This window comes from Bacteroides timonensis (genome assembly GCF_000513195.1).
Classification (GTDB): domain Bacteria; phylum Bacteroidota; class Bacteroidia; order Bacteroidales; family Bacteroidaceae; genus Bacteroides; species Bacteroides timonensis.
This window is the reverse complement of sequence record NZ_CBVI010000015.1, coordinates 55,838-72,825: the sequence shown is the minus strand read 5'-3', so window position 1 is coordinate 72,825 and position 16,988 is coordinate 55,838. Positions and strand designations below refer to the sequence as shown.

Genomic DNA, 16,988 nt, shown 5'->3' with positions numbered 1-16,988 from the left:
TTCCATTATCACTCTATCACTCTATCATTTTATTATTATTATCACACTAAGAAGAATCCCCATAAACAGCATATTGCGCGAAGTCTCGCCCAGTATGCTGTTTAATTTTTTACCGCTTCGTATCTTTACCATGTGTTTCCAGGTAGTTACGTGGAAATAAAGGTAGGTGAAAGGCATGAAGATACCTGCATAGTTCCAGCCTTGGGCAAACCAGAAGCAAAGCAACGTCGCGATGATGCCGAGCCAGAGGTAAAGGTATCTGCCGAAAGGTTCTCCGAAACGGACGATGAGCGTACGTTTTCCGCTGAGGGCATCCTGATCGCGGTCGCGATAATTGTTCACAACTAATAAGGTATCTATTACCAGTCCGCTGATGAGCGAAGCAATGATGACGTTTGGGGTGAATGTATATGCCTGCACATAGTATGTACCGCCTACCGGAACAAAGCCGAAGAATATCAGCACCAGTAAGTCGCCCCAACCTTGATAGGAGAGGATGGTGGTATAAAGAAAGGCAAATATTACGCAGAATACTCCCAGCACAATGAGTTCCCATCCTCCATGGGGCAGTTCTCCCCAACTTGTGTATAGCAGTCCGAGACCGGAAATACAGGAAAGAATGACAATGACACCGATTCCCACTTTCATGGCTTCCGGTGTAATCCAGCCTTGTGCGCAGGCACGTTCCGGCCCCAGGCGGTCGGTACGGTCGGTACCTTTCAGGAAGTCGAAGAGGTCGTTGATGAAGTTGGCGGCGATCTGCATACCGCAGGCAAAGAGCATACACAGCAGAGCGGGAACAATTTTGAATTGTCCATCGGCAAATGCCAGTGAAGTACCTATCAGCACAGGAATGATAGCTCCCGTCAAGGTTTTGGGACGGGCTGCAAGGAGCCATGCACGGGGGGAATTCTGTTTGATCTCTTTCATATTCCGGTTTTAGAAGTAAGTTTTCATTTATCAATTTTGTAGCAAAGATACAGAAAATGCCTATCTTTGTGTTCGTTTATGATGAATAATGTGCTCATTTGCGATGAATAATATACTTGCCTATGATGAAGAATTTATTTTATATATGCGTCCTTTCCTTACTATTCTTTTCTTCCTGTAAGTCGGGTAGCAGTATGTTTTCGTCTTCCAAGTCCGATTCCGGATATAAAGGCATCAGCCGGATAAGGACTTATGAATTTACCCATCCCGATGTACCGACCGCTTTCGATGGTTTTCGTATTGCTTTTATATCCGACTTGCATTATAGAAGTCTTTTCAAAGAGAAGGGACTGGCCAATTTAGTCAAGTTGCTCAATAGCCAGCATGCAGATGCTTTGTTGATAGGTGGTGACTTGCATGAAGGTTGCGAATATGTTCAGCCCCTTTTGGCTGCCCTGTCCGGGGTGAAAACACCGATGGGGACGTATGTCGTACTGGGCAATAATGACTATGAAGCCTGTTATGATGATATTGTACGTGAATTGCAGAAGTACGGTATGCACTTGCTGGAACATAAAGTAGATACTTTGAGACGGAATGGAGACGAAATTTTGATTGCCGGCGTGCGCAATCCTTTCAATTTAAAGAAGAATGGCACATCTCCCACACTTGGACTTTCACCCGATGATTTTGTCATTCTGCTGACGCATACGCCTGACTATGCGGAAGATGTTCCCATTACGAATACCGATCTCGTACTTGCCGGACATACTCATGGAGGGCAGGTCACTCTATTTGGCTTGTACGCACCGATCATTCCATCCCATTATGGCAAGCGTTTCCGTACCGGATTGAAATACAACTCGCATCACATACCGATGATTATAACCAATGGCATCGGTACATCCAATAAGAATATCCGGCTCTTTGCGCCCAGCGAAGTGGTGATGATTATACTGCATCAGCAGAAAGATTAATACCTTTCGCCCCTTTCATTACTATCTTCTCCTCTGTTCTCCCTGACCTGTCATACAAAAGATGCCATCTTTCGCTACAAAAGATGGCATCTTTAACATCATTAGATGGCATGTTTTACATCAAAAGATGGCATCTTTTGCATGTTCACTCACCGGGTAAGAGCACAATACCCAGCTTCTTCTTGCCATCCATCTTTACTGTTACAGGTTGTTCGAAGTGGACATGCCGCAGATACTTGCTTTCGTGTACGGCCGGTTGTGCATTCAGGAAGTCCTGATCATACACGCCATCATTCATAAAGGCATTAATAGTGAAGTAGCCCACACCGAACGAAGTCAGGTTCTGGAAGAAGTGGGTCCCTTGGCTGGGATCTACGCGATAATTCGTCAATCCGGCTTCCACAATGACGCGGGCGGCACTGATATGTGGCCATTTTACAGGAATACCCAGCCATGTGTCACTGCTACCCCAACGTCCGGGCCCAACGAGAACATAATTCCTGCCTTCATCAAGGAATTGCTGGTTCAGTTTCTCTATTTCCCAGGCAATCTCCTGATTGTGCGATGCGCTGTAATCATCCGTCTTCACATAGATGACATCATAGATATCATTCATAATTCCATGTCCCAGGGAATTGTTGGAGCGAAGCAGTACTTTATCGTCCGGTATGGCTGTCAGATCTTCATCCAGCATCTCTTTCGTATCTACGATGGGGCGTATCTGCAACAGGTAGAAAGTACCCGATTTGTCCTGTTCCCGGCTCATGGTGGCGGCAAATTCTATTTCGACGGGGCGGCGCATTTCCTGTTCACCGTATTTCAGTACCAGTTGCAGTATGCGTGCCAACGGGAAAACGTCGTGTTGCAGGATATTGGCGAAGGTAATGACTTTGCGTCCGCCGGGATATAGACCGTCACGGATAATCTGGTCGTAGGGATCGTAGGTAGAGGCTATATAATTCAGTGCTCCGTCCTTTTCCGCCTCTTTCACGTGCAGTTTCAACAGGTTGAAGCCGTCGTCCATAGAGAAATCGTGTCCGGCATTACGCAGGTCGAGAGCGTAGAAACGGGTTTGCGTCTCTTTCAGTGCTATTTCCATTTCGCTGGTCTGCAATATCTGGTGGGGATGATAGGGAGAGAAGCGGAGCGTCATGCCACCGTCTACGATATATTTTCCCAAACCGAGGGCGAGGTTCACAGTACCTTCTTCGGCTTTTTCATCGCCGATAGGATAATAGTTCAGCGAGCGTGCCACACCGGACATACTGGGGTAGTAACGGTCACCATATTGGTTGCCGACTACCTCTTGCAGAATGACCGCCATCTTTTCCTGGTCGATGACATTGCTTGTGGCCTGCATATATGCTTTACTGTCGCGGAAGTAGACCGAAGCGTACACGCCTTTTATGGCATCGGACAACATACGAAGCATTTCGTATTTATCATCCAGATAGGGGATCATATACGTATTGTATATTCCGGCAAAAGGCTGATAGTGTGAATCTTCCAGCAAAGAAGACGAACGGATGGCAAGCGGAGACTTCACTACATCGAAGAAGGTGAAGAAGTCTTCTACCAGTCGGTCGGGTAACTTAGCTTTCAGGAAGTATCGCAGGATCACGTCGTCCTCCGCATCCGAAAGAGCTACCTGATACAGATTGTTTGTCTCCATAAACTCGTCGAAGACATCAGTACAGAGCACTACGGTCTTGGGAATGGCAACACGGGCGTTATCGAATTCTTCGAATTCAGGGTGATGCTTCACCATATTGTCAATGAAAGCGAGGCCGCGCCCTTTACCTCCCAATGAGCCGTCACCGATGCGGGCGAAGTTGGAGTAGCGGTCGAAACGGTCACGCTTGAACACGGCTACCACACCCTGGTTCTTCATCTTGCGGTATTTTACAATTGCTTCGAAGATGATTTTACGGTGGGCGTCCACATCCTGCAAACTGTTCCAGGTGATAGGTTTCAGAAATTCTGCTACCGGGAACATGGCGCGTGAATAGAGCCAGCGGCTGACATGGTTGCGGCTGATATGATAGAGGAATGACTCTGCCGGTACGGCAAAAAGGATGTTTTGTAATTCCTTCAGGTTCTTTACACGTGCTATCTCTTCCAGTGTGTCGGGATTGCGGAAGATGAAGTCGCCGAAACCGAAATTGTCCGATACGATGCGGCGTAGGTCTACGTCCATCTTCTTGGAATTCTTATCGATAAAGGCGGCACCATATTTTGAAGCATAAAGCGCATTCTCCGATTCGGACGACTGAATGATGAGCGGTACGAAGGGATCTTCCTTACGGATGGCAGCGCAAAGCTTGATACCGGCAAGTCCGTCCTTTTCACCACGTTCCACACGTGGAAAGCGGACATCGGTAATGACTCCTAATATATTATTCTTGTATTTCTCGTAAATGCCTATAGCTTCTTCATACGTACGGGCCAGTACAATCTTCGGACGTCCACGCATACGCAACGTGCGCTGATGGGCATTCAATGCTTCGGTACTGAACTCCTGGCTCTGTTTCAATACGAACTTATAGAGGTTGGGCAATATGGATGAATAAAAACGGATACCGTCCTCCACAACCAGAATCACCTGCACACCTACTTCATTTACGTCGTGTTCCAGGTTCATCTTGTCCTCTATCAGTTTGATGATAGACACCAGTAGGTCCGTGTTTCCCAGCCAGCAGAAGATATATTCGAAAGGACTCAGGTCTTCGTTGGCGATGCGTTTGGTGATACCGTGGCTGAAAGGGGTCAGTATTACCATGGGAATATGTTCGTAAAGGCTCTTGATGTGTCGCGCCACATCGAAACTGTCGTTATCTCCCGTTCCCGGCATACAGATGATGAGATCGAACGGTACGGTAGAGAGTTGTGCCAGAGCTTCTTCACAGGTAGACACCTGGGTAAAGCGGGGGGGGTAGCGCAGAGAAAGTGAAGTATATTCATTAAAGATTTTCTCGTCAATGCGTCCGTCATCTTCCAGCATGAAAGCGTCATAAGGATTGGCTATCAGAAGGACGTTGAAGATGCGTCGCGTCATCAGGTTAGCGAACTGCGTATCTTTGAAATAGAGCTGGTTTAATTTAAGCTTGCTGAGCATGGCTTATCACGGTTTATTGGTTTGATGGACAAAAGTAATAGAAATCAAACCTATTTGGATAGTTTTTAAACCACTTTTTTTATATTTGTGTCTAATATTGCATCCGCGAAACCTATAAATGTGTAATGCAGGCAGATAATAACGATATTATGATAAAATACATTTTCACCTTACTTATATTTCTCCTTCAATGCTTCACTTTATTTGCCGGTTCGTTTCGTCCCTTGAGTATAAAAGAAGGGTTGAGCAGCCGGCAGATGTTCCAGATCAGTAAAGATTCTGCCGGTTTTATATGGGCCTATACCCATATGGGGGTAGACCGGTATGACGGCAATGAAATAAAACACTATCAGCTGGACGAAACGGTGGAGTCCAAAGATCATATCCTGTCTTCCACTACCATGACCTGCGATTATTCGGGGAATATCTGGATTGCTTTGAAGAACGGGAAGATATACGCGTACGATAACCGGACGGATGCTTTTCAACTGCGTGTCGATGCATCCGGATATCTTTCTTCTCCAGTCTTGAATAATATCCTTTTTGATGCGGACAATCGCCTTTGGGTGTGTATGTCAACGGGTGTTTACTGTTGGGAAAAAGAGTCTGGCTTATTGCTTGCCGGGTTGGAGGGTCAATGCGTCAATTGCATGGTGCAGACAGATGATACCGAATTCTGTGCCGGAACCAATCAAGGTATCTATCGGCTGAAGCGAGCGAATAAAACCGGTTTTTCTTCAGAGGAAGCGATACCTCTTCCCGCGGAAATGCATGTCAAATCGTTGTATGTTTCCGGAGATAAATTATTTGTAGGTACTTTTTCCGACGGGGCTTTTGTCGTGGACAAATCAACAAGGAAAGTGCGGTCTTTCAAAGAGTTCATCCCCCATGTTCCCATTCGCGCTTTTGCACAGGCTCCCGATAACACCTTGCTGATAGGAGCCGATGGTGCCGGTGTTTTCCAGATAGACAGAACCACGGAACGACTTCTGAAGCATTATATCACCAATGAAGATGATGAAAGAAGTCTGAATGGTAATACCGTTTCTGATATCTGTGTAGATGAATTTGGCGGCATTTGGGTGAGTACCTCCACCAATGGCATCAGCTACTTAGACCCCAATATTCCTGATGTAAGGAGAATGAAGCATGAACAGAATAATGTCAATTCCCTGAAATCGGATCATATCAATGTCATATTTCAGGATTCAGAGGGAGATTGCTGGTATGGCACAAACAATGGGATCAGCCTTTACCAATCCAAACAGCGCCAATGGAAGCACTTCCTGGATGGTACAGGGCATGGCTCTAAAGTAGTGTTGGCTCTTGCTGAAGACTCAAGAGGAAACATCTGGGCCGGCGGATATGGCATCGGTCTTTATGCCATTCATAAGCGAACAGGTAAGGTGCAAAAGATGGAAAAACGGAAAACCGGTTCGGACAAGGGTGTGGCAACCGATTACATTTATGCTATCCATGCGGAAGGTGATTGTCTTTGGGTAGGGGGTATTGAAGGCGAATTTACACGCTATAATATGCTGACAGATACTTATACCTATTATCCGATTGATTGTGTAGGAGACTTGAGGGCCGGTAAAGACGGTTCATTACTGATAGCAGGATGTAGTGGTCTGGCTATTTTTGATAAAGCTACGGGGGAAATACAGTGGCACCAGAAGTTCGGGGACATTTCCCTGCACTATCCTATCCGATGTCTATTACAATCTTCATCCGGGGATATATGGCTTGCCACCGACGGAGAAGGATTGGTGCGTTTCAACCCTGATAGAGGAGAGGCGCGTGTCTATACTACGGATAACGGTCTTGCCTCCAATTCCATCAATAGCCTGTTGGAAGATAACGACGGCCGTATCTGGTTCAGTACGGAAAAAGAACTCTATTGTCTGGACTTATCAAAAGATATTCTGATCAGTGCAAATGATTTTCTGGATATTACCTGGGGATATTATAACCCTAATGCAGCCTTTAAACTGAATGACGGATGCCTAGCTTGGGGTACGGCAGAGGGAGTGATCACCTTTTCTCCTTCGTTGGACTTCGGACAGCATGGTCCTGTCAAACTGATACTGACAGATTTTAAATTGCTTTATGAATCGGTGAAGGCGGGTATGAAAGGTTCCCTTTTAAAGACTAATATCAACGACACGCAGAAGATCGGCTTGAACTATAATCAGAATTCATTCTCCATCTCTTTCTCTGCCATCAATTTTACGGCTCCACACAGAATCAGGTATGAGTATATGTTGGAGGGGCATAATGAAGAATGGGAACACTCCAATTCGGTGCGGAGCGTGAACTATATGGACCTCTCTTCCGGTACATACACATTCCGGTTGCGGGCATTTGATAAATATACCGGGCAACAGATAGGGGAGCGCAGTCTGAAGGTGGTAATCAGTAGTCCTTACTGGGTTTCATGGTGGGCATTGCTGTTTTATTTTATATTGCTTTCTGTCTTTGTTTATATCTTTGTGCAGTATCGGAGGCATAAAGCCAATGAAGACCGGGTAAAGGAGAAGATACGTTCCTTTATCAGCATAGCGCATGATATACGCACCCCGATCAGCTTGATAAAGGCACCTCTGAGCGAACTTGAAGCACAGCGGGAACTTCCGGAAGAAAGTAAGAAGACAGTGGCGGTAGCTGTGAAGAATGCCGAGAAACTGTTGAGTATGGTTACTCAGTTGTTGGACTTACAGAAAACGGAACTGCATGCCGAATGCCTGAAAGTCTCTCCTTATGATATCAAAGCTTATCTGGAAGAAAAGATAGCGGAGTTCCACATGGCCGTCCTGCAAAAGGGAGTGGAAATTCAGTTGAAGGCAGAGGCGGACATGCCGCAGGTGTGGATGGACCGGGATAAGGTGGATCATATTGTGGACAATCTCCTTTCGAATGCCTTGAAATATACGGAGAAAGGGATTATCTATATTACGGTAAGAACAACGAAGAAGAAATGGTCGATTGAAGTAAAAGATACAGGTATCGGCATTCCAAAAGAAGAACAAAGAAATATCTTTCATGAGTATTATCGGGCACAGAATGCCATGAACTTTCAGGAAACGGGTTCAGGTATCGGACTGATGATTACACGGAGGATTGTGAAGCAGCATCACGGTGATATTTCGTTTAGCAGTACAGAAGGTAAAGGGACGACATTTACCGTTACATTCCCGTTGAAGATAAAGTCGGGGATAGTTGTTGAGCGAAAAGAAAATACTCTGGAAATACCCGCTGTTGATACCTTCCCGGAACAGGAAGATGCCGGTAAGAATGTGTTGCTTCTGGCTGAGGATGATAAAGATATGAGGGAGTATCTGATGAACAGTTTGTCATCAGAATATAAAGTAATCGGGGTGCCCGATGGCGGGAAGGCTTTGGAGATGGCAAGGGAGATCAATCCGGATATTATTATTTCGGATATTGTCATGCCTGTGTTAGAAGGTGATGAATTGTGCCGTATACTGAAATCTTCTGTCGATACGAGCCATATCCCTGTGATATTATTGACGGCTCTGAGTGAAAGGGAGAATATCATATTCGGACTCGAAGCCGGGGCGAATGATTATATAATCAAACCTTTCGACCTCTCTGTCCTGAAAGTCCGGATACGGAATATCCTCCAGAACAGGCAGCATCTTCGCGATACGGTGCTGTCTATGGATACTCCACCGGAAGATACAGATTATACCAGCCAGCTGGACAAGGAGTTCATGGATAAAGTGATGGAAGTGATTGATGAAGAACTTTCTAATTCAGAATTCTCTATCAACGACTTTTGCCGTATGTTGGGCATGAGCCGTACTTCCGTTTATAATAAGATCAAGACCTTGACCGGGCAAGGACCTAATGATTTTATCCGTATTGTCCGTCTGAATAAGGCGAAAGAACTTCTGGCTTCCCGAAGATTTTCGATTGGTGAAGTATCTTCCATGGTTGGATTTTCTGATTCAAAATACTTCAGTACTTGCTTTAAAAAGCAGTTTGGTACGAGTCCCAGCAAGATTTAAAGTATTAAGGATAGCTTTTTAACCACCACGGACAGGTATCAAACCTTTTTTGTTAGATAATCAACTCCCGTTTTCCTGATAGTGCGTAATATTGTGGACAGTAAACAATATTAAAAACACAATAAAGAATGGAAACTTATTTAGGTCTTGATTTGGGTGGAACCAAGCTACTGATTGGTGAGGTGGACAGCCATGGTAATATTTTAAGGTATAAGAAATATGACTCCGGATATTTTAACCAGCAAGCAGCTTCGGAAATCATAAAGTCGTCACTCGATGATTATATCCGTACGGTGGGTTGGTGTGACCAGAAACCTGTCGGTATGGGAGTCGGGCTGATAGGGCGTGTAGATCCTAATCAGGGCATTTGGTTACAGATTGATCCGAGTCGGACGCAACCGATAGCGCTGGCAAAGGAATTGTCGGATATTTATGGTATCCCCTGCCATATAGATAATGATGTGAAAAGTGCCACTCGCGCTGAACGTGTCTGGGGATTCGGACAAATATCCAAGAACTTTATTTATATTAATGTAGGTACAGGTATTGCCGTCGGTACGGTTATCAATGGCAGGCAGATACGTGGCAGTCACTTCAATGCGGGTGAGGTAGGGCACGTGCGTGTGGGAGTGAATCTTGGCATTAAGTGTGGTTGCGGAAGAATGGATTGTGTGGAGGCCATTGCTGCCGGTATCGGTTTTGATAATTGCGCCCGTCTTCTTCGCAACCGATATGAAACCAATCTGCATATCCCGGCAGAAAAGGGAGAACGGGTACTGATCAGCGAAGTCTTTGCGCTAAGCCAGAAAGGAGATCCTTTGTGTGTGGCTCTGGTTGAAAATGCCTCGGAAGCTTTGGCAAATCTTATCATGAATCTGGTACGGGTTACTGATCCTGATACGGTGGTATTGGGTGGCGGCATTGTGTCCGGCGGATATATTCATGAGAAAATACTGGAGAAACTTCATCCTACTACGATGCGCTTTGTAACCAATGGCGTGGTAATCACTAAACTGAACCCGGGTTTTATAGGTTTGCTGGGTGCAGGCGCGGTGGCGATGAATATGTAAATAATGATTAATGATTAGTGATAAGAAAGTGGACTCATGAAAATAACTATAGCAAAGAGTGAAAAAGAATTTGATTGTATCGCTGCATGGCGCATTATTGGTGAAATTCTGAATAAGCCGGAAAGTGTTATCGGACTTTCTACAGGGCGTACTACCGGCAACCTGCATCGCCTGGTTGGAGAAATCTATTCCCGATATCCTTTTGATGTTTCTTCTGTTACATTCTTCGGACTGGACGAGGTGACTAATGTACCCCGTGAGTATGCAGGTGCATGTTACACAATGCTGAAGACAGAACTGATCGATACGCTGGGCATCCAAGAAGACAACTTCCTGATGCTACCTACAGTCTCTGATGATTTTGACAAAGCCTGCAAGCTCTTCCAGCAAGAAATAGAGAGCCGTGGAGGCATTGACCTATTGATTTTGGGATTGGGTGAGAATGGCCATTTGGGTTTTAACCAACCTGGTTCTCCCTTAGGTGGAGAAACATGGGTGACTCAAATGAATACTGAACTGGAAGAACGTATCCGACGGGAAACGAATACACCGCCGGAGAAAGAACTGGGTGGTGCTACCTTGGGAATCCGGAATATCATGCAGGCCCGCAAAATCGTATTGGTTGCCAAAGGTGCGAACAAGGCGGATATTGTCAGGAAAATGCTGGAGGGGCCCGTTACGCCGGAAGTTCCTGCATCGGTACTTCAGCTTCACCCGAATTGCGAATTTCTTTTATTTAATACATGATACTATGACACAACAAGAAAAACAAGTGAACTATATGGGACCATTTATCACAATGGTATTCCTGTTCTTCATTGTAGGTTTCCTCACAACTGCCAATACTCAGTTCCAGGGACCGCTGAAAGAAACATTCCTTGCCGAAGTGGGTGGCCTGAAAAACACATTCGCCACATTGATTACCTTCTCTTGGTTCCTGGCTTATCCGGTCTGTGGTCGGGTAGGGTCGTCCTGGATTAGTAAATATGGCTATAAAGGTACGCTGATGCGCGGACTGTTGGTAATGGTGGTTGGTTTGGGATTATTTTTCGCTTCCTCTTATTTTACGGTTTTCTTTCCGGAAGCCAACTGGCATGTTGGAGGAAATGTTATTCCCGGTGGTTTCTTTATTTTCCTTTTGGGGTCTTTTGTGGTGGGAGCTTCTGCTACCATCTTGCAGGTGGTTATCAATCCTTATCTCACGGCTTGCCATGTGAAAGGTACACAAGCCATTCAACGTCTTGCCATTGGTGGCTCTGCCAATTCTGTAGGAACCACTTTGGCTCCTTATTTTGTTACGGGTGTTGTTTTTGGTGGCTTGGCAATGGAAGATATCCGGATAGATCAGTTAATGATTCCGTTCCTGGTGCTGATAGTGGTGATTTCTTTGATTGTTTTCCTGTTAATGAAACTATCTTTGCCGGATATAAAGGGAACCCGGATAGAGAAAGGTGAGAAGCTGGAAAAGAGTATCTGGTCGTTCCGGCATCTCACTTTAGGAGTCTGTGCTATATTCTGTTATGTGGGCGTGGAAGTCTGTATAGGTGCCAATATCAATCTGTATGCCATTGAAATGAATTATGCATCTCCGGCATTAATGGCTACACTATATTGGGGTGGGATGCTCGTGGGACGGTTGGTAGGAAGCTCTTTGAGTAAGATTTCTCCTCGTGTGCAGTTGGTCGTAACTACGGTTTCGGCAGGAGCACTTGCCTTGCTGGCTATCCTTCTGAATAATCCGTGGTTGCTGACGGCAGTCGGATTGTTCCATTCTATTATGTGGGGAGCCATCTTTACCCTGTCCGTAGCCCATTTGGGTAAATATACATCTGTGGCTTCCGGGGTGTTTATGATAGGTGTAGTGGGGGGGGCCATCCTGCCTTTGTTGCAGGGAATACTGGCTGATGTGCTCGGAAGTTGGAGATGGTCTTGGTTTATTGTACTTTTGGGCGAGATATTCATGCTCTATTACGCATTGATAGGTTCACGTATTCGTCAAACAGCTGATTAATTATAATACTTATGAAGAAGATTAGAATGATGATGGCGGCTGCTTTAGCCATATTGGCTTCATGCAGCACCACCAAGTCGGGGGAAAGCACAGCGAACCCCTTGAGTTCCAAAGTGATTGTGGCGTATGTAACTTCTTGGAGTGACATCATGCCGGAACCCCAGTACATGACGCATATTAATTATGCTTTCGGTCATGTAAACGAAAGTTTTGATGGCGTCAGGATTGACAATGAAGAACGCTTGAAACAGATTGTGGACCTGAAGAAGCTAAATCCTGAATTGAAAGTACTTCTGTCTGTCGGCGGATGGGGGAGTGGACGTTTCAGTGAAATGGCTGCCAATGATGAATATCGCCGGGCATTTGCTAAGGATTGTGACCGGGTAGTGAAGGAATTTGATCTGGATGGCATCGATATCGATTGGGAATATCCCACGAGTTCCATGGCGAACATTTCAGCTTCACCCGATGACACGGAGAACTTTACACTTCTGATGAAAGATATCAGGGCAGCGATAGGTGATCAGAAGGAATTGACACTTGCCACTGTGGCTTCAGCGAAGTATATCGACTTCAAAGCTATTCTTCCTTTTATTAACTTTGTGAATATCATGGCTTATGACATGGCCTCTGCCCCGAAACACCATTCGGCACTTTATCGGTCTGCAAACAGCGGAGGCATTACGTCGGATGAGGCTGTTACTGCGCATCTGAAAGCCGGTGTACCCCCTTCCATGCTGGTGATGGGGATGCCTTTTTATGGCCGTGGTGGAGATGGCTATCCCAGTTTTCAGGATTTTAATAAAGTAGGAAGCACCAGTGGTGATTATACTGAAAAGTGGGATACGGTTGCACAGGTTCCTTATCTGGTTAATAAGAATGATACGCTGGTATTCGGCTTTGAAAATGCCCGTTCACTGGCAATCAAGTGCCAATATATCTTGGATAGAGATTTATTGGGCGGTATGTATTGGGACTATAGTGGTGATAATGAGCAAGGAGATTTACGTCGTACGGTGGCAGAGAATCTGCTTGGTAAGAAGCACAGAACTAAGGTGCTGGTATTGACGGAAAGAGGTGGTCAGCATGGCGGATTTACGGATGCGGGTCTGAAGTGGCTGACCGATGAAAGTGGAAAGATGAATTTCAGCATTACCGAGATAAACAATGCCAAATCTATTACGGAGACTTATCTGTCTCAGTTCAACCTGATTATCCAGTTGGATTATCCTCCTTATACATGGCCGAAAGAGGCGGAAGATGCTTTCGTTAAATATATAGAGGAAGGTAAAGGTGGTTGGATCGGTTTCCATCATGCCACTTTGTTGGGTGAGTTTGACGGTTTTCCATTGTGGCAATGGTTCTCTGATTTTATGGGTGGTGTACGTTTCCAGAATTATATAGCGCCGCTTGCTGATGGTATGGTGCTTGTGGAGGATAAGAAACACCCGGTGATGAAGGGAGTGCAGGCTTCTTTCGTGGTGCCTGATGATGAGTGGTACACTTATGACAAGAGTCCACGTCCGAATGTGCATGTGTTAGCCAGTGTTGATGAGGCTACCTATACGCCTGCTTCGGACATCAAGATGGGCGACCATCCTGTGGTATGGGTGAACGAAGGCAAAAAGGCACGCAACGTTTATTTCCAGATAGGGCATAGCAAGAGGTTGTATGAGACGGAAGACTTCACGAAGATGTTCAGGAATGCTATTCACTGGACGTTGGGAAAATGATGAATGTTTTTCCTTCCTATGACTCTTCTATAAAGAAAGTGCCGGAAACAATCGCCAGGTAGGGTGATTGTTTTCGGCACTTTGCCGCTATAAATAATAAGATAAGTACGGATAGCTTATAAAATATTTTACTGATGAATTTTCTTTTGTGAAGATGGTTAGTTATTTGTGGGATGAAAGTAATGCTTTATATTGTTGAGCTATAAAAGCCCAGGTATAATGTTGCCTTGCAATCTCCCGCATCTTGTATCCACCCTCGGGGCTGTCATGTAGCAATTCTACCAGTTCTTCACTTGTTTTGAAGTAATGAGCTTCGTTTTCTGTTGTCTCGCGATTATAAATCACGTCGTAAGCTAAAATCGGTTTGCCGAAAAACATAGCTTCCACTAACGAAGGATTTGTGCCGCCTGCACTATGTCCGTGGATATAGCACCTGCATTGGTTGCGCAGTGCATAGAGTATATCGAGGTCATACACAGAATCTACCATCTGTATATTTTTTCGACCGCAATATTCTTCTTTGAGTCGTCGGCTGTATTCGCTCCGTTCCCAATTTCCCACAAACACCAGATTCTTTCCAGAAGTAGCAAAGGCTTTCAGGATCAGATGACAGTTGTTTTCCGGCTCAATACGGCATACGCTGACGGCATAGTTTCCGGGAGCGATTCCGTATTGCCTTAGAATCTCGTTCTGTTTTTCTTCGGTGACATTTCTTTGTGCATGATCTCCTCCATAGGCTACTAATTCGGCTTTCTTATGATACGTATTCCATACGTAGTCCTGTATTCCTTTATTATCGGCTATGATTACGTCAGCATAGCGTACGGCCATCGCTTCACTTGTTCGCAGAAACCATCTGGCAAACTTACCCCATTTGGCTCTCCGGTGTTCCAACCCGTCAATGTTCACTATTAATTGCTTCCGATACAACAGTCTGAAGACGGGCAAAAAAATACAGCCTGACACACCTAATATGATTACAGTATCATAACCTCGCAAACATCTAAGCATCGACAGGATATCATAAGGAGTACTTTGCATTCCATTGGCATGGAATAGCGGGATATACTTCAGTTGTGCTCCCTTGTAGGTTTTCATGCGTGTGGCATAATCCTTGCCACTACAAAAAACGGTATAACGGACTTCGGAGCAACAGTTATCACCGATAATGTTCTCCACTAAAGTCTCAAAGCCGCCATATTTTGCAGGCACACCTTGGATGCCTACGATAGCTACTTGTTTCATAAATATAAAAAGATTAGATGCTTTTGTTGGACAGCTTACGAATTACGCAGGAAGTTCTTGCGCAAATCGTAAGCTGCTATTATTTTTGCTTGCAGAATCTTTTTGAGCAAGCTATTAAAAGAGTATAGGAGGAAGATTTAAACAAAAACTAATATATCGCTTTCGTTATTTTGTTCGTTACGAGAAACAGAACCAAAAAGTTCCATCCGCTCCACACCGTAGCTGAGAGTTTTAGTGCGGAAATATTCGTTGAGCAGAGTCATAAATCTTGTGCTAAGTTTCTGTTTCGGTTTTGTTTATTCTTGCAACACTTTGTTTGATAGTGCATACAGGGGCACTACTTTTACTTTTTCGTAAGAAGAGAAGGGTTCAAGACTTGTTCTTATCCCATAATCGGAACCTTTTAATTCCATGAACTTATACATGCTTTGCATACTGCCAGAATTATTGGCTTTTACCTCTATGGGATATATCTTGCCCTTTATGCTGATTACATAATCTACTTCAGCTTGTGCATTCCGTTCTGTGCGTTGCCAATAATACAAGTCGGCTTTCTTTAGATAACTGGCATACTTCATCAACTCCAATCCGGCAAAAACCTCCGACATTCCTCCTTTGTTTACAAAATCAGTCTCATTGGTAATGAGAATATCCATAGGTTGAATACCTAATAAAGACTGCATAAGCCCGACGTCCAGGAAGAGGAATTTTCTGAATTTCTCATTGATTTCTGCTCCTAATGGGATGCCATTGGCAGCGGTATGCGTCACAGGAGTAACCAGCCCGGCGAGTGACAGCAAAGATAGTGCTTCTTTTACTGCTGTTCCGTCAATACCATCGCTCACCCGTGCATAGACAAACTTCTGTCCGGCTTGCAGAGCTACCGACTTTAATGTTTGCGAAAGCAGTAAAGGTGAAATCCTCGTCTTATATTTCTTGAAATCATCCTGATAGGTGTCTAATATATCATTATGTACAACGAAACATTCATTATAATCGGCAGTTTCCACCCATATTCTCACAGCTTCGGGCATACCGCCCACCAAATAGTAAGAGCGCAGTTGAGATATCATTTCCTGATGTAGAGGTGCAGGAAGCGGATGTTCGCAGTCTGCTTCATTCTGTTTATAATCAGTTTGCAAACCAAGCCCTTGAGCTTCCAGAAATTCGTCAAAAGAGAAGGGGTACATATACATGGAACGTATCCTTCCTACGCCGAATGACGGCAATTCGTTCAACGTAAATTCCAGCAGAGAACCGGCTGCCGTAACGTGCAGTTCGGGATAATCTTCATAGAAATAGCGCAGTGATGATATGGCGCGTTGCGATTCCTGTATTTCATCTATAAACAGTAGGGTTTCTCCGGGAATAATCGGCGTGTTATAAATGGCGCTAAGTTGGCTGCACAATTTTCTCACATCCAGATTCTCTCCGAACAGTGGCTTTATATTCTTCTGGCGTTCAAGGTTGATCTCAACAAAATATTTAAAGTGCTCTCCCAAATGCCGTATAGCAGATGATTTTCCTACCTGCCTGGCTCCTCTCACCAATAAAGGTTTCCTGTTCGGACTATCTTTCCATTCTTCTAGATATGCATCTATATGTCTCTTAAAATATTGTGCCATACGATTTATTCCTTTCAGTTTCAGTACAAAGATACACTATATTCCGGAAAATCCAACCCGAAATGGATGAACAAGTCCAGAAAATCCAAATCAAAAACAAGTGATAAGTCCAGAAAATCCAAATCGAGATTGCCGTATAATGAATAATCTTGAAGAATAGTTGGAGTATGATTGCGCGTCTTATTAATATAGGCTTAAACCTCTCCAAATCTCACTTAAAATTGAAAGTGAGCATTGTGTTATCCTTCTAT

The 16,988-nt window shown here is 44.7% G+C and carries 10 protein-coding genes; 6 read left to right on the top strand and 4 right to left on the bottom strand.

Annotation, left to right across the window (positions count from 1 at the left end; translation table 11 throughout):
* Positions 1-24 precede the first annotated feature (24 nt).
* The gene (menA, locus tag BN161_RS04870) at positions 25-930 is read right to left on the bottom strand and encodes a 1,4-dihydroxy-2-naphthoate octaprenyltransferase (RefSeq protein ID WP_044263499.1); all 906 of its coding nucleotides are present in this window, start codon (positions 928-930) and stop codon (positions 25-27) included.
* A 122-nt stretch (positions 931-1,052) separates the two neighbouring features.
* Between menA and BN161_RS04865 the strand changes: the two genes are divergently transcribed.
* Positions 1,053-1,907 carry a metallophosphoesterase gene (locus BN161_RS04865; protein ID WP_044263497.1) on the top strand — a complete coding sequence of 285 codons (855 nt, stop codon included), beginning with the start codon at positions 1,053-1,055 and terminating at the stop codon, positions 1,905-1,907.
* 145 nt (positions 1,908-2,052) lie between these two features.
* Here the strand turns inward: BN161_RS04865 and BN161_RS04860 are convergent, their stop codons facing one another.
* Positions 2,053-5,022, bottom strand: coding sequence for a PEP/pyruvate-binding domain-containing protein (locus tag BN161_RS04860; protein WP_007217272.1), 2,970 nt, complete (start codon positions 5,020-5,022; stop codon positions 2,053-2,055).
* Positions 5,023-5,171: 149 nt separating this feature from the next.
* Here BN161_RS04860 and BN161_RS04855 point away from each other — a divergent pair, with 149 nt between their 5' ends.
* The 5 genes from BN161_RS04855 (at position 5,172) to BN161_RS04835 (ending at position 13,867) form a co-directional block, all read left to right on the top strand.
* Positions 5,172-9,053, top strand: coding sequence for a hybrid sensor histidine kinase/response regulator transcription factor (locus tag BN161_RS04855; protein WP_244436417.1), 3,882 nt, complete (start codon positions 5,172-5,174; stop codon positions 9,051-9,053).
* A gap of 128 nt (positions 9,054-9,181) precedes the next feature.
* On the top strand, positions 9,182-10,123 hold the full coding sequence (locus BN161_RS04850) for an ROK family protein (protein WP_044263494.1): 942 nt from the start codon (positions 9,182-9,184) through the stop codon (positions 10,121-10,123).
* 36 nt (positions 10,124-10,159) lie between these two features.
* The gene (locus BN161_RS04845; protein ID WP_007217275.1) at positions 10,160-10,870 is read left to right on the top strand and encodes a 6-phosphogluconolactonase; all 711 of its coding nucleotides are present in this window, start codon (positions 10,160-10,162) and stop codon (positions 10,868-10,870) included.
* A 4-nt stretch (positions 10,871-10,874) separates the two neighbouring features.
* Positions 10,875-12,134: an MFS transporter gene (locus tag BN161_RS04840; protein WP_044263491.1), complete on the top strand. Its 1,260-nt coding sequence runs from the start codon at positions 10,875-10,877 to the stop codon at positions 12,132-12,134.
* An 11-nt stretch (positions 12,135-12,145) separates the two neighbouring features.
* Positions 12,146-13,867 carry a glycosyl hydrolase family 18 protein gene (locus BN161_RS04835; protein WP_044263490.1) on the top strand — a complete coding sequence of 574 codons (1,722 nt, stop codon included), beginning with the start codon at positions 12,146-12,148 and terminating at the stop codon, positions 13,865-13,867.
* A gap of 162 nt (positions 13,868-14,029) precedes the next feature.
* Here BN161_RS04835 and BN161_RS04830 read toward each other — a convergent pair whose 3' ends face one another.
* Positions 14,030-15,112, bottom strand: a complete 1,083-nt coding sequence (locus BN161_RS04830; protein WP_044263489.1) for a DUF1972 domain-containing protein — start codon at positions 15,110-15,112, stop codon at positions 14,030-14,032.
* 296 nt (positions 15,113-15,408) lie between these two features.
* Positions 15,409-16,737 carry an ATP-binding protein gene (locus tag BN161_RS04825; RefSeq protein WP_044263488.1) on the bottom strand — a complete coding sequence of 443 codons (1,329 nt, stop codon included), beginning with the start codon at positions 16,735-16,737 and terminating at the stop codon, positions 15,409-15,411.
* Positions 16,738-16,988 lie beyond the last annotated feature (251 nt).